This is a genomic window from Pararhodobacter aggregans (genome assembly GCF_003075525.1).
In the GTDB taxonomy this organism is placed as follows: Bacteria; Pseudomonadota; Alphaproteobacteria; order Rhodobacterales; family Rhodobacteraceae; genus Pararhodobacter; species Pararhodobacter aggregans.
This window is the reverse complement of sequence record NZ_QDDR01000012.1, coordinates 21,573-41,972: the sequence shown is the minus strand read 5'-3', so window position 1 is coordinate 41,972 and position 20,400 is coordinate 21,573. Positions and strand designations below refer to the sequence as shown.

General features: G+C 68.6%; 19 protein-coding genes. 8 read left to right on the top strand and 11 right to left on the bottom strand.

The features are described from left to right. The first annotated feature begins 110 nt into the window (after window positions 1-110). Genes DDE23_RS19710 through DDE23_RS19690 form a run of 5 tightly spaced genes read left to right on the top strand, consistent with a single transcriptional unit; the run spans window position 111 to window position 6,243 of the window. On the top strand, window positions 111-2,558 hold the full coding sequence (locus DDE23_RS19710; RefSeq protein WP_107754184.1) for a TonB-dependent receptor: 2,448 nt from the start codon (window positions 111-113) through the stop codon (window positions 2,556-2,558). Between the two features lie 11 nt (window positions 2,559-2,569). After that, window positions 2,570-3,496: an ABC transporter substrate-binding protein gene (locus DDE23_RS19705; RefSeq protein WP_202863295.1), complete on the top strand. Its 927-nt coding sequence runs from the start codon at window positions 2,570-2,572 to the stop codon at window positions 3,494-3,496. Next, entirely contained in the window at window positions 3,493-4,485 is a 993-nt protein-coding gene (locus tag DDE23_RS19700) for a FecCD family ABC transporter permease (protein ID WP_107754180.1), read from the top strand. The genes DDE23_RS19705 and DDE23_RS19700 overlap by 4 nt, the downstream gene beginning before the upstream one ends. After that, a complete protein-coding gene (locus DDE23_RS19695) occupies window positions 4,482-5,462 on the top strand; it encodes a FecCD family ABC transporter permease (protein WP_107754179.1) in 981 nt (326 codons plus the stop codon). The genes DDE23_RS19700 and DDE23_RS19695 overlap by 4 nt, the downstream gene beginning before the upstream one ends. After that, a complete protein-coding gene (locus tag DDE23_RS19690; protein WP_107754177.1) occupies window positions 5,452-6,243 on the top strand; it encodes an ABC transporter ATP-binding protein in 792 nt (263 codons plus the stop codon). The genes DDE23_RS19695 and DDE23_RS19690 overlap by 11 nt, the downstream gene beginning before the upstream one ends. A 13-nt stretch (window positions 6,244-6,256) precedes the next feature. Here the strand turns inward: DDE23_RS19690 and DDE23_RS19685 are convergent, their stop codons facing one another. Further along, window positions 6,257-7,291 (bottom strand): siderophore-interacting protein, encoded by a 1,035-nt coding sequence (locus DDE23_RS19685; protein WP_170121890.1) that lies wholly within the window; start codon window positions 7,289-7,291, stop codon window positions 6,257-6,259. A 184-nt stretch (window positions 7,292-7,475) separates the two neighbouring features. Here DDE23_RS19685 and DDE23_RS19680 point away from each other — a divergent pair, with 184 nt between their 5' ends. The 3 genes from DDE23_RS19680 to DDE23_RS19670 all read left to right on the top strand — a co-directional run bounded on the left by DDE23_RS19680 (window position 7,476) and on the right by DDE23_RS19670 (window position 10,135). Further along, entirely contained in the window at window positions 7,476-9,176 is a 1,701-nt protein-coding gene (locus tag DDE23_RS19680; RefSeq protein WP_107754173.1) for an ABC transporter ATP-binding protein, read from the top strand. 103 nt (window positions 9,177-9,279) lie between these two features. Further along, window positions 9,280-9,600 carry a hypothetical protein gene (locus DDE23_RS19675; protein WP_107754171.1) on the top strand — a complete coding sequence of 107 codons (321 nt, stop codon included), beginning with the start codon at window positions 9,280-9,282 and terminating at the stop codon, window positions 9,598-9,600. 79 nt (window positions 9,601-9,679) lie between these two features. Continuing rightward, the gene (locus DDE23_RS19670; RefSeq protein ID WP_107754169.1) at window positions 9,680-10,135 is read left to right on the top strand and encodes a DoxX family protein; all 456 of its coding nucleotides are present in this window, start codon (window positions 9,680-9,682) and stop codon (window positions 10,133-10,135) included. 94 nt (window positions 10,136-10,229) lie between these two features. Here the strand turns inward: DDE23_RS19670 and DDE23_RS19665 are convergent, their stop codons facing one another. The 10 genes from DDE23_RS19665 to DDE23_RS19620 all read right to left on the bottom strand — a co-directional run bounded on the left by DDE23_RS19665 (window position 10,230) and on the right by DDE23_RS19620 (window position 20,388). Further along, a complete protein-coding gene (locus DDE23_RS19665) occupies window positions 10,230-11,048 on the bottom strand; it encodes an MBL fold metallo-hydrolase (RefSeq protein ID WP_107754166.1) in 819 nt (272 codons plus the stop codon). A gap of 62 nt (window positions 11,049-11,110) precedes the next feature. Then, entirely contained in the window at window positions 11,111-12,220 is a 1,110-nt protein-coding gene (locus DDE23_RS19660; RefSeq protein ID WP_107754164.1) for a type 2 periplasmic-binding domain-containing protein, read from the bottom strand. Window positions 12,221-12,354: 134 nt separating this feature from the next. Then, window positions 12,355-13,662, bottom strand: coding sequence for a TRAP transporter large permease (locus tag DDE23_RS19655; protein ID WP_107754162.1), 1,308 nt, complete (start codon window positions 13,660-13,662; stop codon window positions 12,355-12,357). Window positions 13,663-13,707: 45 nt separating this feature from the next. Next, complete coding sequence (locus tag DDE23_RS19650; protein ID WP_157958088.1) at window positions 13,708-14,229, bottom strand: TRAP transporter small permease; 522 nt, start codon at window positions 14,227-14,229, stop codon at window positions 13,708-13,710. 26 nt (window positions 14,230-14,255) lie between these two features. Further along, the gene (locus DDE23_RS19645; protein WP_107754158.1) at window positions 14,256-15,011 is read right to left on the bottom strand and encodes an SDR family NAD(P)-dependent oxidoreductase; all 756 of its coding nucleotides are present in this window, start codon (window positions 15,009-15,011) and stop codon (window positions 14,256-14,258) included. A 3-nt stretch (window positions 15,012-15,014) separates the two neighbouring features. Further along, window positions 15,015-16,475, bottom strand: coding sequence for an aldehyde dehydrogenase family protein (locus DDE23_RS19640; protein ID WP_107754156.1), 1,461 nt, complete (start codon window positions 16,473-16,475; stop codon window positions 15,015-15,017). Window positions 16,476-16,482: 7 nt separating this feature from the next. Further along, window positions 16,483-17,931 (bottom strand): aldehyde dehydrogenase family protein, encoded by a 1,449-nt coding sequence (locus DDE23_RS19635; RefSeq protein ID WP_107754154.1) that lies wholly within the window; start codon window positions 17,929-17,931, stop codon window positions 16,483-16,485. 13 nt (window positions 17,932-17,944) lie between these two features. Next, complete coding sequence (locus DDE23_RS19630; RefSeq protein WP_107754152.1) at window positions 17,945-18,913, bottom strand: aldo/keto reductase; 969 nt, start codon at window positions 18,911-18,913, stop codon at window positions 17,945-17,947. Window positions 18,914-18,993: 80 nt separating this feature from the next. Then, window positions 18,994-19,725 (bottom strand): GntR family transcriptional regulator, encoded by a 732-nt coding sequence (locus tag DDE23_RS19625; RefSeq protein WP_192883742.1) that lies wholly within the window; start codon window positions 19,723-19,725, stop codon window positions 18,994-18,996. Window positions 19,726-19,785: 60 nt separating this feature from the next. Further along, on the bottom strand, window positions 19,786-20,388 hold the full coding sequence (locus DDE23_RS19620) for a carboxymuconolactone decarboxylase family protein (RefSeq protein WP_157958087.1): 603 nt from the start codon (window positions 20,386-20,388) through the stop codon (window positions 19,786-19,788). Window positions 20,389-20,400 lie beyond the last annotated feature (12 nt).

Here is a 20,400-nt window from a genome sequence, read left to right as displayed (position 1 = left end):
AAATCCGCGTCGCCCATTCGTATGCCTCTCAGGGACAGCCAAGCGTGCGCGCAGAAGACGGCCAGAAGGCCGCAGCCATCCTCCAGACCGGACATCGGAGACACGCGATCATGAGCCTTATCCCCTTCCCTGCGCCCTCGGCGAGGGCCGCCCTCGTGGCCCTCGGCCTTGGCAGCACGGCGCTGGTGCCCCTGTGGGCGCTGCCCGGCATCGCCCAGGCGCAGAGCCTGGCCCGCAGCATCCAGATCCCTGCGGGCCCCCTGGGCCCGGCGCTGACCTCGCTCGGGCGCCAGGCGGGTGTGCAGCTTTCCTTCGCCCCGACGGCGACGGCGGGCCGCATGACCGCGGGCTTCTCGGGCATGGCATCGGTCGAAGCCGCGCTGGCCGCGGTTCTGGCCGGAACCGGGCTCAGCTATCAGATCGGCCCCGACAACGTCATCGTGGTCACAGCGCCCCTCGGCGAGGAGATCGCGGCGGCGACCGGCGGCCTTTACCTGGGCTCGGTGGTGATCTACGGCGACCGCAGCGCGGCGACACTGGAAGACAGCCGCGCCAGCGTCGCGATCGTCTCGGGCCAGCCGGTCGACGCCCCGGCGGTGCAGACCCGGACCCAGAGCTTCGCCCGCATGGCCAATGTGCAGGCAGGGGACTGGACAACCTCGGGCTTCGTCATCCGCGGCGTCAATTCCGAGGGGTTCGTGCCGGGCGCTGCCGGGGCGCCACTGGCCTCGTTCTACCTCGACGGGGTGCAACAGACCACCGAAGGGACGCGGCTGGGCCAGCGCGGGATGTTCGATGTCGAGCAGGTGGAAGTCTACCGCGGACCGCAATCCACCATGTCGGGCCGCGCGGCGCTGGCCGGCGCGCTCTACATGCGCAGCGTGCGGCCCGATTTCACTCGCTCGGGCGCCGTGCAGGTGACGGTGGGCACGAACGGACGCCGCCAGATCGGCGTCGCCTTCGGCAACCGGCTGAGCGAGAGCCTCGCCTACCGCATCAGCGCCGAATATTCCGAGGTCCAGAGCGACCTCGACTTCAGCTCGTATCAGCACCTGGCGCGCTACGACGATTTCGTCACCGGCGATTACAGCACCGTTCGCGGCCAGATCCTGTGGCAACCCTTCGACAATGAGGGCACCGAGGTGCTGGTCACGCTGTCGCGCTCGACCGACAGCCCGACCTCGAACGACATTGCCGGGCCCGGCTGGTCCAGCACGGCACCCGGCTATGACGCGCGGCGCGGCGACATCTGGGGCGCGATTCTGCCCGATTATTACCGCGGCCTCGGCCTGACCGAATTGCCCGCCTTTCAGGAATTGCGCGAAGGCGAGGTGTTCAACTTCGGCGTCGAGATCACGCATGACATCACCGATGTGCTGCGCTTCACCTCGATGACCGGGCTGTCGCGGTCGGTGACCGACCGCGGCTCGATCAACCTTGGGACGCCGGGTGCCTTCCTCTACACGGACGGGCAATTCACCTATGTCACCGGCTCGCAGGAGTTCCGCTTCAATTACGACGATGGCGATCTGCGCTGGGTGGCGGGGCTCTATGCGTCGCGGCTGCACAACGAATCCTGGCGCGAGTCGATGCTGCTGAGCTTCGACCAGAGCGAAACCGCCATGGATCTGGAGAATTACGCCCTCTTCGGCGAGATCGGTTACCGCTTCGCCCCGGCCTGGACGATCATTGCCGGGGGACGCTTCGACTGGATCCGGCAATCGGAGACGTCGCATTACGCGGTCAACGGCGTGGCGACGACGACCTCCACCTCTTCCTATGCCGATGCGGTATTCCTGCCGTCGCTGGCGCTGCAATACGAGGTTTCGCCCAACCACACGATCTCGTTCGGCTATCAGCAGGGCTACCGGCCGGGTGGCTCCGGCGTGCGCTCGTCCGACGGGTTCCAGTTCACCTATGACCAGGAGACCGCCCATAACATCGAAGTCACCTGGCGCGGACGCCTGCTCGATGACCGGCTGCGGATCGGCGCCAGCCTGTTCCACCAGGATTGGCGCAACCAGCAGGTCGAAGTGGTGACCGATCCGACCCATCCGGTGCCGCGCTCGACCTCGATCATCGTCAACGCCGGGCGCTCGACCAGCTACGGCGCCGAGCTGGAAATGGCCTGGGCGGTCAACGACAGCCTGGATCTGGTCGGCTCGCTGGGTCTGCTGCACACGCGCTTCGACGATTTCGCCCTGGGCACCTGGGGCATCGATTACTCCGGCCTGCCCTTCCCCAACGCCCCCGAACGAACCCTGTCGCTGGGCTTCCGCTGGCAGGGCGGCTCCGGCTGGCATGCCGCGGGGGCGATCAACCACGCTTCCTCCTCGATGTCCCGGCTGGAGCAGGGCGTTCCGGTTCCGATGACCCTGGACGGCTACACCACCGTCGATGCCGAGATCGGCTACACCTTCCGCGACGGGCCGACGCTGACCGCCTATGCGACCAATCTCTTCGACACCGAGTATTTCACCTACGAGGCCGGTCCGGGCGTGCTGGCGACACTGGGCGCGCGCCGCGAGATGGGCCTGAGGCTGGACTACAGGTTCTGAGGATGCGCACCGTGACCCAACGCCGAGCCCTGCGCCTGCTGGCGCTCGTCCTCGCGCTGCTGACCCACCCCGCGCTGGCCTGCGACGGCCGCCTTTACGAGGCGGCGGATGTGCTGGCCGCCCCGCTGTGCTTGCCCGACCGGATCCAGCGCATTGCCGTCCTCGACCCCGCGGTCTCGCTGGGCATGGCGCTTGAACTGGGCCTGCCGGTGGTCGCGGCACCCCTGACCGGGATGAGCGACGCCGCCCTGCGCCAGGCGGCCGAGGAGGCCGGCGTCCAGAACCTCGGCTCGCTGCTGGACCCCAGTCTGGAGGCGCTGGTCGCCGCCCGGCCCGACCTCATCCTCGGCGCGGCCTTCCGGGCCGAGACCTATCTGCCTGTCCTGTCGCAAATCGCGCCGACCGCGCTGATCGTGCCGACCGACTGGCGGGCCTATTACCGTGCCGTCGCCAGGCTGACCGGGACAGAGGCGCGGCTCGATGCGCTGATGGCCCCGTTCGAAGCGCGTCTGGCCGCGGTCGCCGCAAGGGTGCCCGATACGCCGGTCTCGATCCTGCGCATCACGTCATGGGATTTCCAGGTCTATCTGGACCAGCCCGACGCCTATGCGCCCTTTGCGCTGCTCCATGAACTGGGCGTGCGCCGCCCGGCCTACGAGACGGGGCCGGACCCGATGGGCATGCGGCGCCCGGATTGGGAGGACCTCGGCCAGCTCGACGGCGAGATCCTGCTCTACATCATCGGCGGCACCAATGCCTCGGCCACCGACGGGCGCTGGGAAGAGGTCACGGGCAATCCGCTCTGGCACTTGCTGCCCGCGGTCGCCGCCGGACGGGTCTATCCGATCCAGTCGGCTGTCTGGATGGAGTTCAGCGGCATCGGCTCGGCGCATCGCGTCCTCGACGACGTCGAGCGGCTGATCATCGGCGCGCCGTGAGCCCGCGGCGACTGGCCCTCTGGCTTGCCGGACTGGCGGCGGCCTGCCTGCTGCTGACGCTCTGGTCACTGGGGGTTGGCAGCCTGTCGCTGTCGCCCGCCCGCGTCTTGGCCGCGCTGATTGCCGAGACGCCCAGCCGCGAGACGCTGGTCATCACCAGCGTGCGCGCGCCGCGGGTCATGGCCGCGCTGGCCGTCGGGGCGGCGCTGGCCAGCTCGGGCGCGATCATGCAGCGGATCCTGCGCAACCCGTTGGCCGAGCCCGGGCTTCTGGGCATCAACGCCGGCGCCGCCTTCGCCATGGTTCTTACCGCCGTGCTGACCGGCACCGCCCCCCGGGGAACGCTGATCCCCGCCGCAATGGCGGGCGCGGCTGCCGCCTCGGTCCTGGTCTGGGCGCTGGGATCGGCCGGACGGCGCGGGGCCACGCCGCTCAGGCTGGTGCTGGCGGGGGTGATCGTCGCCAGCTTCCTCGTCTCGTTGACCCAGGCGCTGTTGATCTTCAACCTGGCGGCGCTCGACGGCACCCGGCTCTGGACCGCCGGATCGCTGGCGGGCATCCAGCCGCAGGAACTGGCCAGCGTCCTGCCGTGGATCGCTGCGGGACTGCTGGCGGCGCTGGCGGCACTGCCGGGGCTCGAGATCATGGGGCTCGAGGATGACGCAGCCCGCGGCCTCGGCATCGACCCGGCCCGCTGGCGGCTGATCGCGGCGGCCATCGTCGTGCTGCTGACCGGCGGCGCGGTGGCGCTGGCCGGGCCGCTCGCCTTCCTCGGCCTGATCGTGCCCCATGCCCTGCGCCTGGCCAGCGGCGCCGGGTTCCGCGCCCTGCTGCCGCTCTGCGCCCTGGGCGGGGCCGCGCTGACGCTGGCCGCCGACACGCTGCCCCGCGCCCTGGCCGGGACCGATGTCCCCGTCGGCGTCACCCTTGCCCTGATCGGCGCTCCGGTTTTCCTGTGGCTCGCCCGGCGGCAGGGGGCGCCGGGATGAAGCACCTTCTGACCGGCCTTGCCTGCCTTGGCGCCGCGCTCTTCCTCGCCACCGCCCTGGGCGAGCAACCGATTCCGCCACGGGCGGTGATGGCGGCGCTTCTCCACCCCAGCGAGGCGCCGGGCCAGCATGTGTTCATCATCCACACCCTGCGCCTGCCGCGGGCCCTGCTGGCCGCGCTGGTAGGGGCGGCCCTGGGCGTCGGCGGGACCATCACCCAGGCGGTAATGCGCAACCCGCTGGCCGAACCGGGACTGCTGGGCATCAACGGCGGCGCCGCACTGGCCGCGTTGGCGATCATGCTCTGGCTGCCTGGCACCAGCGCAAGGCTGGTCCCGGCGGCGGCGCTTCTGGGCGCGCTGGCCGCTGCCACCGCGATCTATGCTCTGTCGTGGCGCGGCGGCATCGGCCCGCAGCGGGTGATCCTCATCGGCCTCGGTTGCGGCGCGCTCATGGGGGCGGTGACCAGCTTCCTGTCGGCCTTTGGCGAGGTGACGGCGGTGCAGCGGGCGATGCTCTGGCTCTCGGGTTCGTTCACCGGCAGCGGCTGGCGCGCGGTCCTGGGCATGGCTCTGACCCTGGTGCCGCTGCTGGCGCTGACCTGGATCCTTGCCCGGGTGCTGGACCTGCTGGCGATGGACGAGGCCGTGGCGCGGGGGCTGGGGCTGCGGGTGCAGGCGGCGCGGGCGGCGATGGTGGCGATCGGCGCGCTGCTTTGCGGCGCCAGCGTCGCGGCGGCCGGTCCAGTCGGCTTCATCGGCCTGATGGCGCCGCATCTCGCCCGCCGGATCACCGGCCCCACCCACGCGGCGCTGATCCCGGCGGCGGCGCTGGCCGGGGCACTGCTGCTGCTGCTGGCCGATGTGGCCGGTCAGAACGTGATCGCCCCGAACGCGATCCCCGCGGGGATCATGGCGGCGCTGATGGGCGCCCCCTTCTTTGCCTGGCTGATGTGGAAAGGTCGCCATGACGGATGACAGCGAGGGCTTGCAGACCCGCCATCTGGTGCTGAGCTACGGCAGGCGGCGGGTGATCGAGGATGTCTCGCTCTCCGTCGAGCCCGGGCGGCTGACCATCATCCTCGGCCCGAACGGCTGCGGGAAATCGACCCTGCTGCGCGCCTTGGCCGGGCAGATCCGCCCGGACGCGGGCGCCGTCCTTCTGGCCGGTCGGCCCTTGCGCCATATCGGCGCCCGGGCGCTTGCCCGGCGGGTCGGCTTCCTGCCGCAGGCCCCGCTGGCGCCCGAGGGCATCACGGTCTCGGCCCTGGTGCGGCTGGGGCGGCACCCGCACCGCGGCCCGCTTTCGGCCTGGAGCGCGGCCGACCGCGCTGCCTGCGACCGGGCGCTGGCGGCGACCGGCATGTCCGGCCTGTCCGCGGCACCGCTCGACGCGCTCTCGGGCGGGCAGCGACAGCGGGCATGGATCGCGATGAGCCTGGCGCAGGAGACACCGACCCTGCTGCTGGACGAGCCGACGACCTATCTGGACCTCGCCCATCAGATCGACGTGCTGGAGACGCTGCACGCGATGACCCGACAGGGGCGCACCGTGCTTGCCGTTCTGCACGACCTGCAGCTGGCCGCCCGTTATGCCGACCGGTTGATCCTGCTGCACGAGGGGCGGCTCAAGGCCGAGGGCACGCCTGCCGAGGTGCTGACCGCCGCGCGGGTCGAGGACGTCTTCGGCCTGCCGGTGCGCCTCCTCGACGACCCCGAGACCGGGCGCCCGCTGCCGATTCCCCGGCGGCGGGCGTGAAAAGAGCCGCCGCTCAGCCGGCCTGAAGGCGGGGCCGGGGCTTGCGCTGGCTCTCGGGAGGCACCCAGCCCTGCGTCCAGTAGCTGGCAGCGCGGAATTCGTCGGGCCCGAGGCCCATGCCGGCCGCGATCTCGCGCGCGGCCATCGCCTCGGCCCGTTCGCCGGCCAGGAAGACCGAGCGCGGCCCCTCGGGCAGCGACAGGCGACGCAGCAGCGCCAGCAGGTCCTGTCCCGCGCCGCGTTCGACCCAGGTCACGTCCACGCCTTCGGGGCAGGCGACGGGCTGCGCATCGGCACGGTCGGGAACCAGGATGAAGGCCTGCCCGCTGGTGCCGGGTGCGGCGGCCTGCAAGGTCCGCAGGATCACCGGCAGCGCCGTCTCGTCGCCCACCAGCCCCAGCCAGGGCGCCTGGCGCACCGCCTTTCCGCCGGGACCCGCGATCATCATCGCCTCGCCGGGCTGCGCGGTCTCGGTCCAGTCGGTGACGCGCCCGCCCTCGTGCAGGAAGACATCGGTCTCCAGCCAGCAGCCCCGCGGATCCAGCGCCGAGATCGTGTAAGGCGGGCGATGCCAGGCATCGACGCCCCCCGGCCATTCCACGCCATTCTCGCCCATGCGCGGCCAGTCGGCGCCCTCGGGGCCGATGACGAAGCGGAAATGAAGGCCCTTCCCGTCGAGGAAGGCCGAGAAATCCCCCTTCAGCCGCACCCGCCGGAAATTCGGTGAGAGCGGCGTGATCGAGACCAGCTCGGTCATGGTCATTTTCGGCGGCTCAAGACCCGTCCACTGCGGCGCGGCCTGGAAGCGGGCGGTGCAGAAGCCGTTCAGCAGGTCGATCAGCTCGCCCACCAACCCGGGTTCGGCGGCGGTAATGGTGAGCTGCACACCGCGCGGATGGGCGGTCGCGGTAACCTGGGCGGCGCTGGCCTGGATGGTCAGCGCGCCGCTGCGCTCTTCGACCCGGGCGTCGAGGCTGCGGGCCTGCGCGGCCAGAGGCGGCAGCACGTCGTCGGCCCCGTAGGGCAGCATTCCGGTAGCGGTGGGCATGGGCGAGCCTCCTGTCCGTGGTTGGAGTCGGTGCGGAACGGCGGGCTCGTGGCTGGCAGGTCGGGTGTAGCCACAAGCGGGGGCGCGGTCAAACGCCCTTGCCTTGCGAACGGGCGCAAATGGGGGCACAAACCGGACCGGAGCCAGCCCTCGGCCAGCTACACGCATTGTCGAAGAGGACCCGATGCTCGCCGAATTCTTCTCGTATTACCGTCCGCACATGCGCTTGTTCTGGCTGGACTTCGGCTGCGCTGTTCTGTCGGGGCTGCTGGAACTGGCCTTTCCGCTGGCCATCGCGGGCTTCATCGACCACCTGCTGCCGCGCGGAGAATTCGGCCTGACGATCTGGGCCGCCGTGGCGCTGGTCGTGGTCTATGTGGTGAATGCGGGACTGATGGCGGTGGTGATCTACTGGGGCCACAAGCTGGGGATCAACATCGAGACCGAGATGCGCGCCCGGGCTTTCGAGCATCTGACCCGGCTCAACTGGGGCTGGTTCGACAAGGCCGAGACCGGCAAGCTGGTCGCCCGGGTGACCCGCGACCTGGAGGAAATCGGCGAGGTCGCGCATCACGGCCCCGAGGATCTGTTCATCGCCATCATGACCTTCGCGGGCGCCTTTGCGCTGATGCTCTGGCTGCATATGCCGCTGGCGCTGATGACCGCGGTGATCGTGCCGGTGATGGTGTTGCTGCTGGCGGTCTATGGCGGGCGGATGACCCATGCCTGGCAGGCGATCTATGGCCGGGTCGGGCAGTTCAACGTCCGGCTGGAAGAGACGCTGGGCGGGATCCGCGTCGTTCAGGCCTTCACCAACGAAGCGCATGAGAACGCGCTCTTTGCCCGGGCGAACCAGGGCTACCGTGAGACCAAGCTCGACGCCTACCGCATCATGGCGGCGGCGACGACGCTGCATTACATGGGGCTCCGGCTGGTGCAGGTGGTGGTGATGGTGGCGGGGGCCGCCTTCGTCTTTGCCGGGTCGCTGTCGACGGGCAGCTTCGTGGCCTTCCTGCTGCTGGTGGGCGTTTTCTTCCGGCCGCTGGAAAAGATCGCGGCGGTGGTCGAGACCTATCCCCGCGGCATCGCCGGGTTCCAGCGTTTCCAGGCATTGCTGGCCGAAGAGCCCGGCATCGCCGACGCGCCGGATGCCCGTCCCGCCCCGGCGTTCCGCGGCAGGATCGAGTTCGACGCCGTGGAATTCGCCTATGACGGCGCGCGGGGCGTGCTGCACGGAGTCTCGCTGACGGTCGAGCCGGGCGAGACGGTGGCGCTGGTCGGACCTTCGGGCGCGGGCAAGAGCACGCTGATGGCCCTGCTGCCGCGTTTCTATGCCCCCACCGGCGGCGAGGTGCGGATCGACGGCATCCCGGTGGCGCGGATGACGCTGGACAGTCTGCGCCAGCAGGTGGGGCTGGTGTCGCAGGACGTGTTCCTGTTCGGTGGCACCCTGCGCGAGAACATCGCCTATGGCCGGCTCGACGCCACCGAGGCCGAGGTTCTGAACGCGGTCGAAAGGGCGCAGCTGGGCGAGATGGTCGCGCGCCTGCCCCAGGGGCTGGATACGATGGTCGGCGAGCGCGGCGTGATGCTCTCGGGCGGGCAAAAGCAGCGGGTGGCCATCGCCCGCGTCTTCCTGCGCAATCCGCCGATCCTGCTCTTGGACGAGGCGACCTCGGCCCTGGACCGGGGCACCGAACGCAAGGTGCAGGCCGCTCTCGACGCGCTGTCCGAAGGCCGCACCACGCTGGTGATCGCCCATCGCCTGCAGACCATCCGCCACGCCGACCGGATCGTCGTGCTGGACGAAGGGCGCATCGTCGAAAGCGGCCGCCATCAGGATCTGGTCGACCGCGGCGCCGCCTATTTCGCGATGATGGACTGAGGCAGGCTGTCGGGCGACGCTGACAAGTCTGTGAGGCGGCAACTTTCCGGTTGTACCCCGTCACCGGATCAGGATTTTGGCCCCGAAACAGAACCGGATTCCGATGCGTTTCCTGACCCTTGCCCTTGCCATGCTGGTGCTGGTTGCCAATCTGGCGACGCCGCTCGCACCGACGGCGGCCGATATCGGCTGCGGCGGAGCCATCGCGGCGCTGGATCATTGCCCGATCCCCGGAGTTGATCCCGCCCGTGCGAACCCGGCGGAGCGCTTCACCGCGCCCTGTGCCACCTGCGTCCTGCCCGGACTGACCGCGCTGCCGGATTTCGAACCCGGGCAGAGCCCGCTGACCTTTGCCGAAACCGCCCGGCTGGTGACCATGCGCGCCGAAGGGCCACCCCGCCGGCCACCGCGCCCGATCTCCTGACCCCGAGACTTACCGAAGGCTTCGGCCTCCACACCGCATTCGGCGCCGCATTCTGCCTGCGCGCCACAGGAGACATGACATGGACACCAAACATCTCACGACCGGCCGGCCGCTGGTCATCCCCGCTCTCGGATCCCTTTACACCTGGCTCACGCCGCTGGCCTTCACCTGGCTGCGCGTAATGTGCGGCCTTGCGCTGATGGTGCATGGCTGGCCCAAGATCACCAACCCGCTGGGGACCGCCGAGATGGTTGCCGGCATCGGCTTCCAGCCCGCCGCCTTCTGGTCGGTGGCCCTGGCGGTGACGGAATTCGGCGGGGGGCTGCTGCTGGTCCTGGGTCTTGTGACCCGGCTCGCGGCGGCGGGCTGCACGATCATCCTGCTGGTGACGGTCTATTTCCACTGGGTTCAGTTGGGTCAGGGATATCGCGGCGCCGAACTGTCGCTGATCTGGTCGGCGATCACGCTGTATTTCGTCGCGGTCGGTGGCGGGCGGATCTCGCTCGACCGGGCATTGCTGCCCCGCAATCTTTGAGCGCAGAGTAACCGGGGCGTTCCTCTGGGATGAGCCGCAGGGCGAGACGGTGATCCCCCTCGCCCTGCGGCCGATCGGCATCCGCGGGGAACTTTTACCCAGCGGTGGAAGGCGGATCTTGAAAGCCGCTTTCCATATGCATGCCCGCCAACGTGAGGCGGTCGCGCCGGGCCAGAGACAGCAGGCGTCGGCGCGAGGCGATCCCGGTCGGGCCGTCGACATCGAACCGGACCCATGCCTCGGGGCGGGCCAGTTGCAGCGCCGGGGCATGGAACAGGTCGCCGATAATCAGGACATCGCCAAGGCGGAACGCTGTGTGACCCGGCGTGTGCCCGGGCGCGGCGAGCGCCTGCAGGCCGGGAAAGACCTCGGCCCCCGGCTCGAACCGGTGCGCGGACGGCAGATAGGGGGCCACCTGCGCCCGCGACTCCTGGAAATAGAGCGCCTGCTCGCGCGGGGCGGCGCCTGCCATCGCCGCATCGTCGAACCAATAGGCCAGCTCGGACCGGGCGACATGCAGGGTGGCGGCGGGAAACAGCGGTCGGCCCGTGGTGCGGTCGGTCAGGCCGCTGGAATGGTCGGGATGCATATGCGTCAGCACCACGCCATCCACCGTTTCGGGCCGCACGCCGACCTGCGCCAGCGCGCGGGGCAGCAACCCTCCCGAGGCGCCCATGGCGGAACCGCAGCCGGTGTCAAACAACACGGTCCTTCCCCGGTCCCGCCAGAGGAAGACGTTGACCGGCAAGGTGATCTGCCACTCGGCCTCGTCCGAGGGCAGGGCCGCCTGCAACTCGGCCGACGTCAGCGCCGGGAACAGGTCCGCGCCGAAACTTACCGCGCCATCGCGCAGGCAGATCAGCTCGGCGGCGCCGATCTGGCGGCGCTCGGCCACGAGGTCTACGGGATTCATCTCTGGCTCCACGATGCAAGAGGGCCCCGCCTTGGCGGGGCCCGGTCAGGCAGTCAACGCGATCAGAAATCCGCCGGGATATGCGCGTAGACTTCGGTGCGGAGCAGTTCCTCGAAGGCTTCGGCGGTCTCGACACCGCGCGTCAGATCATACCAGCGCTGATAGAGCGGCAGGAAGTTGTCGACGATCTCCTGAGCATTGGCGACGCCTGCAGCCTGCGCCACGGCGACCGCGCTGGCGATGTCCTGCTCGGCCTGGGCACGGATCGCCTCGGCCAGATCGGCGTCCGGGGTCACGACGGTATAGCCTTCGGCCAGCACGCGCTCGTCGGCCTCAATATAGGCGAAAGCGTTGTTGGCCACGGCGGTCGGCACGGTGTCGAGAAAGACCTGGCGCGTGGCCTCGTCCATCTCTTGCCAGAGGTCGCGGCGGACGTTGAACATCGAGGTGGTCACCACGGCGCCGGCATCGACGCGGACAATGTTGCGCACCACGTCGCCCAGCGAGAGGCTGTCGAGCCAGACGATCGAGCCGAAGGTGCAATCGGCCTGGTTGCGCTGCAGGGCCTCGAAGGTCTCGGTGATGGTCAGGTTGATCGGCGTCGCGCCAATCGCCTGTGCCAGCGTCACCATATGCCCCGAGGCGCGGATGCGCAGGCCCTGGGCGTCAGCGAGGCTCTGGATCGGCTCACGACACAGCAGCGAATAGGACGGCATGGCCCAGGAGCCGAGCGTCTGGACGTTGTAGTTCTCCAGCTCGGTGCGGCATTCCGGGCAGCCCAGCATCAGCGCCTCGGTCAGCGCGCCGGTCGAGGCGAGCGTATCGGTCATTTGCGCGCCGATGTTGACCAGCAGCGCCGAGACCGGCAGTTCGGACGGCTGATAGATCGCCGCAACCAGCGCGCCGTCGACCAGACCGTCGGTCAGGCTTTGCAGCGTGTTGCGGGCCGTCACCACGGCGCCCGCGCCGATGTAGTCGGTCGTGATCGTCCCGTTCGAGGCGTCCTCGAGCGCTTGCAGCCACGGCTTCACCGAGCCTTCGGTGCGGGGCTCGGAGGGGCTGGCGAAGTCGCCATAGACATAGCTCGTCTGCGCCAGCGCGGGTACGGCGCCGACACCGAGCAGCGCCACGGCCGAGGCGCCCGCCATGCGCGTGATGAGTGCGGATTTCATTCACATTCCTCCCAAGAGTGATCGAAGCGATTCGTCGTTCGATCCCTATCATATATAAACATAGCTTTTAGTCTATTGTTGTTTCGCTCGGGCCGGTACGAAAACGGCGCGCCCTCGCGCGCCGTTTCGACAGGTCAATCCATCAGCGAGGGCAGGAAGAGGATGATCTGCGGGAAGGCCAGCATCAGGGCGACGACGACCGCTTCGACCGTCAGGAACCAGCTGGTGCCCCTGATGATCGTTCCCAACGAGACCTGCCCGCCCAGCGTGCTTTTCATGACAAAGCAGTTCAGCCCCACCGGCGGCGTCAGCAGCCCCACCTCCAGCATCTTGACCAGGATCACGCCCGCCCAGATCGGGTTGATCCCGGCGTTGTCGATGATCGGCAGGATGATCGGCAGGGTCAGCAGCATGACCCCCATCGGGTCGAGGAAGCAGCCGAGGATCAGGTAGAGCAGGCAGCAGATGAGCATGATGCCGACCGGATCCGCGGTGATCCCCATGATGGCGCCGGACAGGACCCTCGGCATCCCGGTAAAGGCCAGGAATTGCGTCATCATCGCCGCACCGATGGCGATCAGGAAGATCGAAGCGGTCGTCACGGTCGTCTCGTAGATCGAATCCCTGAGGCCCCGCCAGCTCAGCACCCGTTGCGCCATCACGATAATCAGCGTCAGCAGGACGCCGAAGCCCGCCGCCTCGGTCGAGGTGGCGATCCCGGCATAGATCGAACCCGTGATGCCCAGGGCCAGGATCAGCACCGGCAGGACGTCAAGGAAGCCGCGCAGATGCTCGCGCCGCTCGGCCTGCCGCCGGGCGATGACCGGCGCGAGGTCCGGGTTTATCAGGCAGCGGATCGCGACAAGGCTGGCATAGGCGATGGCGGTCAGGATGCCCGGGATGACCCCGGCGATCAGCATCTTCGAGGCGGACACTTCGGCGAAGGTGGCGTAGATCACCATGATGATCGAGGGCGGGATCAACGCGCCGATCGTGCCGACCGCGGTGGCGACCCCGGTCGCGAGGGCGGGCTGATAGCCTTCCTTCAGCATCTCCGGCACGGCGATGCGCCCCATCGCGGCGGTGGTCGCCAGACTCGAGCCCGACATGGCCGCGAAACCGGCCCCGGCGAAGCTGGTGGCGATGGCAAGCCCGCCGGGCAGCCAGCCGACCCAGAGCTTCAGCGCCCGGAAGATCCGTCCCACCATGCCCGAATGCGCGGCGATGGCGCCGATCAGCACGAACATGGGCACGGCCGAGAGCGTCCAATGGGCGACGAATTCGAAGGGCGTGGCCTTCAGCACACCGAAGGCGGGATTGAAGCCCCGCAGCAGGTAGAGGCCGACAAAGGCCACCGCGGTCAGCGCCAGACCGATTGGCACGCGCAGCACCAGCAGCACCATCAAGGCGCCCAGCGAATAGAAACCGAGTTCAGGATTCATAGGTAACGGCTCCCCTGCGGCCAGGCCGCGGATCAACGGGCATGGTCATCCGCGCTCCCCGGTTCCGGGCGGCGCGTCCTCGTCCGAGGCGATGCCGCGCGGCAGCTGGATCAGCTGCGCCAGAAGCAGCGCCCCCAGCCCGATGACCAGCATCCAGCGCGACGGCCAGACCAGAACCGGCGCGCCCAGACCGGAAATCGCTTCATTCACGCGGGTCTTGGACAGAGCCTGCGCCCAGGCGGCCCAGATCAGCATCCCGCAGGTTGCGAGTGACACCAGCCGGCCCAGGAAATCCGTGACTGGGCGCAGCCGCGCCGGAACGATCTTGGCGAAGACATCGGTGCTGATCATCTGCCCCTGCAACTGCGCGCTGGCGAGCGGCAGGAAGGACGCGGCGACCATGTAGTAGTACGAAATGATCTCGATGGTGCCGAACAGGCTCTGACCCCAGATCAGCCGTGACAGGACCTCGGCCGAGATGTGCAGCGCCATGGCGGAAATGGAGATGGCGCCCAGAGTCGTTGACAGCCGCGAGGGCAGGATCGCAACGGCAAGCAGGTGTTTCATCATAGCCCCTCCCCTCGCCCGCCCGGTCAGGCGGTGCGTCCCCCGTCGACGGTGATGATGACCCCCGTGACCAGCCGCCCCAGCGACGAGCCGAGATAGAGCGCCGCACCCGCCACATCATCGGGCTGGACGATCTCGCCCAGCGGGACCAGACGGGCAAAGGCGGCCTTGATCTCGGCCGGGTCGCCATCGGCAAAGCCGGTCAGCATCGGCGTTTCCACCGCGCCCGGACTGATGCCGTTGACCCGTATCCCCTGCCCCGCCAGTTCCAGAGCCAGGGCCTTGGTCGTGGCAATAGCCGCCGCTTTCGAGGCGCCATAGGCCGCGAGGCCCGGTTTTGCCTGGGCGCCGACCGTCGAGCAGATGTTGATGACATTGCCCTTGCGCCGGGCCAGCGCGGGCAGGAAATGCTTGGTCATCACGAAGACCGAGCGCGCGTTGACCGCGAACAGGCGGTCCCATTCCGCCACGCTTGCCTCGGCCAGCGCCACCGGCTTCTGCGGCATCCCCGCGCAATTGACGAGGATGTCGAGCCCCTCGTGCCGGGCGGCGAGGGTCTCGGCCAGCGCCATGACCGAGGCCTCGTCCGCGACGTCGCAGCGATGGGCATCACCGGTTTCGCAGCGGGCCACCGTCCCGGGTGTGACCGAGAGATCGGCCACGATCACGATCGCCCCCGCCTCGACGAAGCTGCGGGCAATGGCCCGGCCGATGCCCGAAAGCCCGCCCGTGACCAGTGCCACTTTCCCCGCGAGCAGCCCCTGTTGTTCCAGTTCCTGCATCGCTCAGGCCTTGTGAATGTTGATCGCGTGGATCTCGGTGAATTCATGCAGGCCGTATTCGGCATTCTCGCTGCCGATGCCGCTCTGCTTGATCCCGCCGAACGGCATGTGCCGTCGGCCAAGCCGTGATTGCGCGTTCTTGTTGATGAAGGTCATGCCGGCGTCCAGCCGACGTGCCAGAGCCTTGCCGCGTCCCTCGTCACTGGTCCAGATCGACGAGCCCAACCCGTATTCCGTCCCGTTCGCCTGCGCCACGACCGCATCGAGGTCATGGTAGCGCAGCACGGGCAGAACCGGCCCGAACTGCTCGCAGGTCACCGCCTCCAGCCCCGGCGCGGCGTCGCGCACCAGAACCGGCTTCATGTAATTGCCCGCGTCCCACCGCGCGGGATCGACCGGCGTCCCCAGTTCGATCAGCTCGGCCCCGGCGGCGCGGCTGCGGGCGATCAGCCCTTGCAGGAAATCGAACTGGCCCTTGTTGTTGATCGGCCCGAAGGTCGTTGCCGGATCCAGCGGATGGCCGATCTTCTGCGCATCCAGATAGGCCGCCATCGCGTCGAACACGCGGTCATAGATCGCATCCGGCACATAGAGGCGCTTGATCGCGAAGCAGAACTGCCCCGAACGGTGAAAGGCCCCGGCCATCAGCATCGGGATCTGTTTCTCGATGTCGAAATCGTCCAGCACGATGGCGGCATCATTGCCGCCCAGCTCGAACTGCACGTTCTTCATCGTGTCCGCTGCCGTCGCCATGATCGCCCGCGCCGCCACCCCGCCGCCGGTGAAGCTGACAAGCCGCACGAGGGGATGCGCGGACAATGCCGCCCCCGCCTCGCCGAAGCCGTGCACGACGTTGATGACACCGGCCGGGAACAACTCGGCCAGCCCGGCCAGCAGTCTGGTGATGCCGATGGGCGCGGTCGGCGGGGTCTTCACCACCAGCGCGCAACCAGCGACCAGCGCCGGGGCGAATTTGCGGATCATCAGCACGATCGGCGCGTTCCATGGCACGATGGCGGCGACGACGCCGATCGGACGGCGCTCGATGCGCACGATCGAGGTTTCGTCCTCCAGCACCTGCGGCTCCAGCGCCACTTGCGCGGCCTCGACATTGTCGCGCGCGGCAAAGGCGGCGCCGCGGAATTCCAGCGTGATCTCGGCGGGCAGCATGCCGGTTTCCAGCACCACATCGCGCACCAGACCGTCGAGCCCCTTGTCGGCCTCGGCCTCGATCCGGTCGGCAGCGGCCAGCACCGCGGCGGCGCGCTCGGCCACCGGCACGCGGGCCCAGAGCTTCTGCGCGCGGGCCGCAGCGCTCACCGCCTGATCGACGAGGGCCGCATCGGCGGGCACCACATGGGCGAGGATCGTGGCGCGCTGTCCGGGATCACGGACCTCGAACGGCGCGGCCTCGCCCAGCCATTGCCCGGCGACGTAATTGCGGAGGGTGGGAATGTCGCTCATGGCCGTCTCACTTGTGATAGTTCATCGCGTGCAGGGCGTAATGTTCGCCCAGCCCGACGGGCGAGCTTTCGCGCCCGATACCGCTGCGCTTGACGCCGCCGAACGGCATGTGGCGCTGCCCCAGCCGCGAGGTGCCCGCGTTGTTGATGAAGGTCATGCCAGCCTCGATCCGCCGCGCCACGTCGAGCGCCGCGTCCAGATCCTCGCCCCAGACCGAGGAGCCGAGGCCCAGCTCGCCCGCGTTGATGCTGTCGAGCACCGCGTCGAGGTCGTCATAGACGACGATGGGCAGGATCGGGCCGAATTGCTCGGTGGTGACCAGCTCGTGCTCGGGGTCGATATCGGTGACGAGGGCGGGCATCATGTAATGGCCCTTGTCCCAAAGCTGCGGGTCGGCCTTGCTGCCGCCTTCCAGATAGGTTGCGCCCGAAGCCCGGACGCGCTGGCGCAGGCCCAGCAGATAGTCGAACTGGCCCTTGTTGTTGATCGGGCCGACGGTCACCCCGGCGGTCAGCGGGTGGCCGACGACGAACTTGTCGAGATCGGCCTTCATCCGCGCGATCAGCTCGGGCGCCAGCGCCCGGGGGACATAGACGCGCTTCACCGCGAAGCAGAACTGCCCGGCGCGGCGGAAGGCGCCGCCCATGATGCGCGGCACCGCCTTGTCGAGATCGGCATCGGGCAACAGGATCGCCGGATCGTTGCCGCCCAGTTCGAAGCTGACGCGCTTCAGATCGGCGGCGGCCTGTTTCATGATGATCTGCGCGACCTTGAGGCCGCCGGTGAAGGACACCCGCGCGACCAGCGGATGCCCGACCAGCGCCGAGCCGGTCTCGCCGCCGCCCTGCACCACGTTGACGACGCCGGCGGGGAAATGCGCGGCAAAGGCGTGCAGCAGGCGGGTCAGCCCGATCGGCGCGGTGGGCGCGGTCTTGACGACGACGGTGTTGCCCACCGCCAGCGCCGGCGAGACCTTGCGCATGGCCAGGATCACCGGTGCGTTCCACGGCACGATGGCGGCGATCACGCCGACCGCGACCTTCTCGACCTCGACCGTGCTCTCGGCATCCTCGAAGCAGGCGGGGGCGAGGCTGCTCTCCGCATGGTCGGCATTGTCGCGCACGATGGCCGCGGCCATGCCGATCTCGGCCTTGTTGGTGCCGGGCAGCATGCCCGATTCCCGGGCCATGATCGCGGTGACCTCATCGGCGGCGGCGATCAGCGTATCCGCGGCGGCGCGCAGACGGGCGCTGCGCTCGGCCAGCGGCGTGTCCCGCCAACCGGCAAAGGCGGCATGGGCCGAGCGCACGGCCCGGTCCACCGTCGCGGAATCGGCTTGCGCAACCAGCGCCACCACCTCGTCGAGGTTGCCGGGATCGCGCAGCTCGGCGCGCGGCCCGCCCTCGGCGGCGGCATTGTCGATCAGATGATCGAGGAGGATCGGTTCCGATGCCATGATCTTGGTCCTGTCAGTCGATCTTGCGTTCGATCTCGTAATCCGGCCGCTCGGTGAGGGCGGAAATCCGCGCCCGCTGTTCGGGCGTGAGCGAGATCTCGGTGGCGGCGACGTAGCCGGCGATCTGGTCGACCGTCTCGGCGCCGATGATGGGGGTGGTGACGGCGGGATGGCTCGCGCACCAGGCGACGGCCAGCGCGGCGGGGTCCACGCCCATCTCGTCGGCGATGGCGCAGAAATCGCGCGCCACCTCGAAATTCTGCCGGTCCTCATAGCGCTTGAGGTAACGCGCCTCGGCCAGACGGCCCTGGCGCGGACCATCGGGATCGGCATTGGCGCGGGTCAGAAGGCCGCTCGCCAAGGGCGAGAAGACCATCACGCCCAGCTTCTTCGCTTCGGCCAGCGGGAAAAGCTCATCCTCGGCCTGACGCTTCACGAGGTTGTACATCGGCTGCAGCACGTCGAAGCCCACCAGCCCCTCGCGCGCCGAGATCCCCAAGGCATCCGCGACCCGCCACGCCGCCCAGTTCGACACGCCGGCATAGACGATCTTGCCCTGACGGCGCAGATCCTCGAAGGCGCGCAGCGTCTCCTCGGGGCGGGTGGCCGGGTCGTAGTGATGGGCGAAATAGACGTCGATGTAATCAGTGCGCAGGCGGCGCAGGCTGTTCTCGACCTCCTGCATGATATGGCGGCGCGACAGGCCCGAGCCGTTCATGTCCTGCGACATCGGACGGCAGACCTTGGTGGTGATGACCAGCTTCTGGCGGTCGAGCTCGGACAGGCATTCGCCGAGGATCGCCTCGGCCTTGCCCATGCCGGCATAGGAATTGGCGCAGTCGAAGAAGTTGATGCCCAGGTCCAGACAGGCGGCCATCATCGCCTTCGCCGTCGAGACGTCGCTGTAGGATCCGAAGGACATGGTGCCGAAACACAGTTCGGACACCTTCAGCCCGGTGCCGCCCAGCGATACAGATTTCATGCCATGCTCCTCGATCACGCGGGAGGAACCTGCCACCCGCGCGGCTAAATGTCAATATTATGCTTTAATAGTTTTTGTGACTACAGCTTGAAGTCGATACGAACCTGATCGCCGCGGTAGAAGCCGTCGGCGAACAGCACCAACTCGCCGGTTTCATCGACGGCCGAGCGCTCCACCCGGGCAATCGGGTCGGTCAGGCTGATGTTCAGCATCTCGGCCACGACCATGTCGGGCATGCCGATGGTCAGGGTCTGATGCGCCTGGGCGATGGTCAGCTGCGCCACATCCGCCACCAGCCGCAGCGCCGTCTTGCGCGAAAAATCGGCCTCGGGGATCAGGGGCAGGATCCGTTCCGAAATAAAGACATCGGCCAGAAGGAAGGCCTTGCCGTCGCGGGTATGGCGGCGGCGCAGGTGGCGATAGCTCTCGGCGCAACGGCCGATGTCGCTGTGGCGCATCGGCAGCGAGGCGCCGGGTTCGATCGACAGCACCTCGATCTCCGCCCCGTCGCGGCCGATCAGCAGGCCCGAGAAATCGGTCTGCACCTGACACCACAGATCCTGCTTCGGGCGCTCCTTGACGAAGGTGCCCTTGGCGCGGAAACGCTCGATCAGCCCCTCCTGTTCGAGGATGTTGAGCGCCTGCCGGATGGTCATCGTGGCGACGCCGCATTCCCTGGCCAGTTCCTCGACCGTCGGGATCTGCTGGCCGGTCTTCCACTCGCCGGTGTCGATACGGCGCCGGAACAGGCTGGAGAGCTGAAGGTAGCGGGAAACCGCACTTTTCTTCAGCGTGTTGGCGGCGTCATTCATGGCGGGCTCCAGGCTGGCATTCGCTTTGAAGCCTAAAGCTAGATTTTATGACCGAAGCAATCAAGCGGGGATCGGTCGCGCCGGAAGCTCGGCAAAGCGATGCAGGTCGCCGACCTCGAGCTCGGCGATGGAGCCTTCGGGCAGCGGGATGCGGTGCACGTTGAGCGTCGCCGCGACCAGCGCGTAATAGCCGATCAGCGCGGTCAGCTCGACCACACCCGCCTCGCCCCAGAGGGCGACGACGGCGGCATAGGCCGCATCGCCGACATTGCCGCCCGACAGAAGCTCGACGCTGTAATCGTAGATCGCGATCTCGTGCGGGCCGTCGAGCGGCGGCACCTGCCCGGTTCGGATCGCCTCGATCACCTCGGCGCGGATGCCGGCGCGTTCGGAATCGCGGCGGTGGATCGCCCATTCCAGCTGGCTGTTCCAGCGCCGGGCGGTCAGCAGGACCGCCAGTTCGGAATGCTTCGGATCGAGCCGCGTGTCGAAGCGCAGGGTCTCGCCCAGCTGGCTCCATCGCTCGGCCAGTTGCGGGTTGTGCAGGGCGGCGCGCAGCGGCCCCACCAGCACACCGCGACGCCCCCTGACGATCATGTCGAAGACACGGCGCTGTGCGTCGTCCATCCCGTCGCGGTCGGGGAGCGAAATGCGCGACGTCATCGGGGCATCAAC

Excerpts from the sequence above, each read along its gene's own strand:
- DDE23_RS19710 (WP_107754184.1), top strand. The coding sequence starts at position 111 with ATGAGCCTTATCCCCTTCCCTGCGCCCTCGGCGAGGGCCGCCCTCGTG.
- DDE23_RS19695 (WP_107754179.1), top strand. The coding sequence starts at position 4,482 with ATGAAGCACCTTCTGACCGGCCTTGCCTGCCTTGGCGCCGCGCTCTTC.
- DDE23_RS19690 (WP_107754177.1), top strand. The coding sequence starts at position 5,452 with ATGACGGATGACAGCGAGGGCTTGCAGACCCGCCATCTGGTGCTGAGC.
- DDE23_RS19685 (WP_170121890.1), bottom strand. The coding sequence starts at position 7,291 with ATGCCCACCGCTACCGGAATGCTGCCCTACGGGGCCGACGACGTGCTG.
- DDE23_RS19680 (WP_107754173.1), top strand. The coding sequence starts at position 7,476 with ATGCTCGCCGAATTCTTCTCGTATTACCGTCCGCACATGCGCTTGTTC.
- DDE23_RS19675 (WP_107754171.1), top strand. The coding sequence starts at position 9,280 with ATGCGTTTCCTGACCCTTGCCCTTGCCATGCTGGTGCTGGTTGCCAAT.
- DDE23_RS19670 (WP_107754169.1), top strand. The coding sequence starts at position 9,680 with ATGGACACCAAACATCTCACGACCGGCCGGCCGCTGGTCATCCCCGCT.
- DDE23_RS19665 (WP_107754166.1), bottom strand. The coding sequence starts at position 11,048 with ATGAATCCCGTAGACCTCGTGGCCGAGCGCCGCCAGATCGGCGCCGCC.
- DDE23_RS19660 (WP_107754164.1), bottom strand. The coding sequence starts at position 12,220 with ATGAAATCCGCACTCATCACGCGCATGGCGGGCGCCTCGGCCGTGGCG.
- DDE23_RS19655 (WP_107754162.1), bottom strand. The coding sequence starts at position 13,662 with ATGAATCCTGAACTCGGTTTCTATTCGCTGGGCGCCTTGATGGTGCTG.
- DDE23_RS19650 (WP_157958088.1), bottom strand. The coding sequence starts at position 14,229 with ATGAAACACCTGCTTGCCGTTGCGATCCTGCCCTCGCGGCTGTCAACG.
- DDE23_RS19645 (WP_107754158.1), bottom strand. The coding sequence starts at position 15,011 with ATGCAGGAACTGGAACAACAGGGGCTGCTCGCGGGGAAAGTGGCACTG.
- DDE23_RS19640 (WP_107754156.1), bottom strand. The coding sequence starts at position 16,475 with ATGAGCGACATTCCCACCCTCCGCAATTACGTCGCCGGGCAATGGCTG.
- DDE23_RS19635 (WP_107754154.1), bottom strand. The coding sequence starts at position 17,931 with ATGGCATCGGAACCGATCCTCCTCGATCATCTGATCGACAATGCCGCC.
- DDE23_RS19630 (WP_107754152.1), bottom strand. The coding sequence starts at position 18,913 with ATGAAATCTGTATCGCTGGGCGGCACCGGGCTGAAGGTGTCCGAACTG.
- DDE23_RS19625 (WP_192883742.1), bottom strand. The coding sequence starts at position 19,725 with ATGAATGACGCCGCCAACACGCTGAAGAAAAGTGCGGTTTCCCGCTAC.
- DDE23_RS19620 (WP_157958087.1), bottom strand. The coding sequence starts at position 20,388 with ATGACGTCGCGCATTTCGCTCCCCGACCGCGACGGGATGGACGACGCA.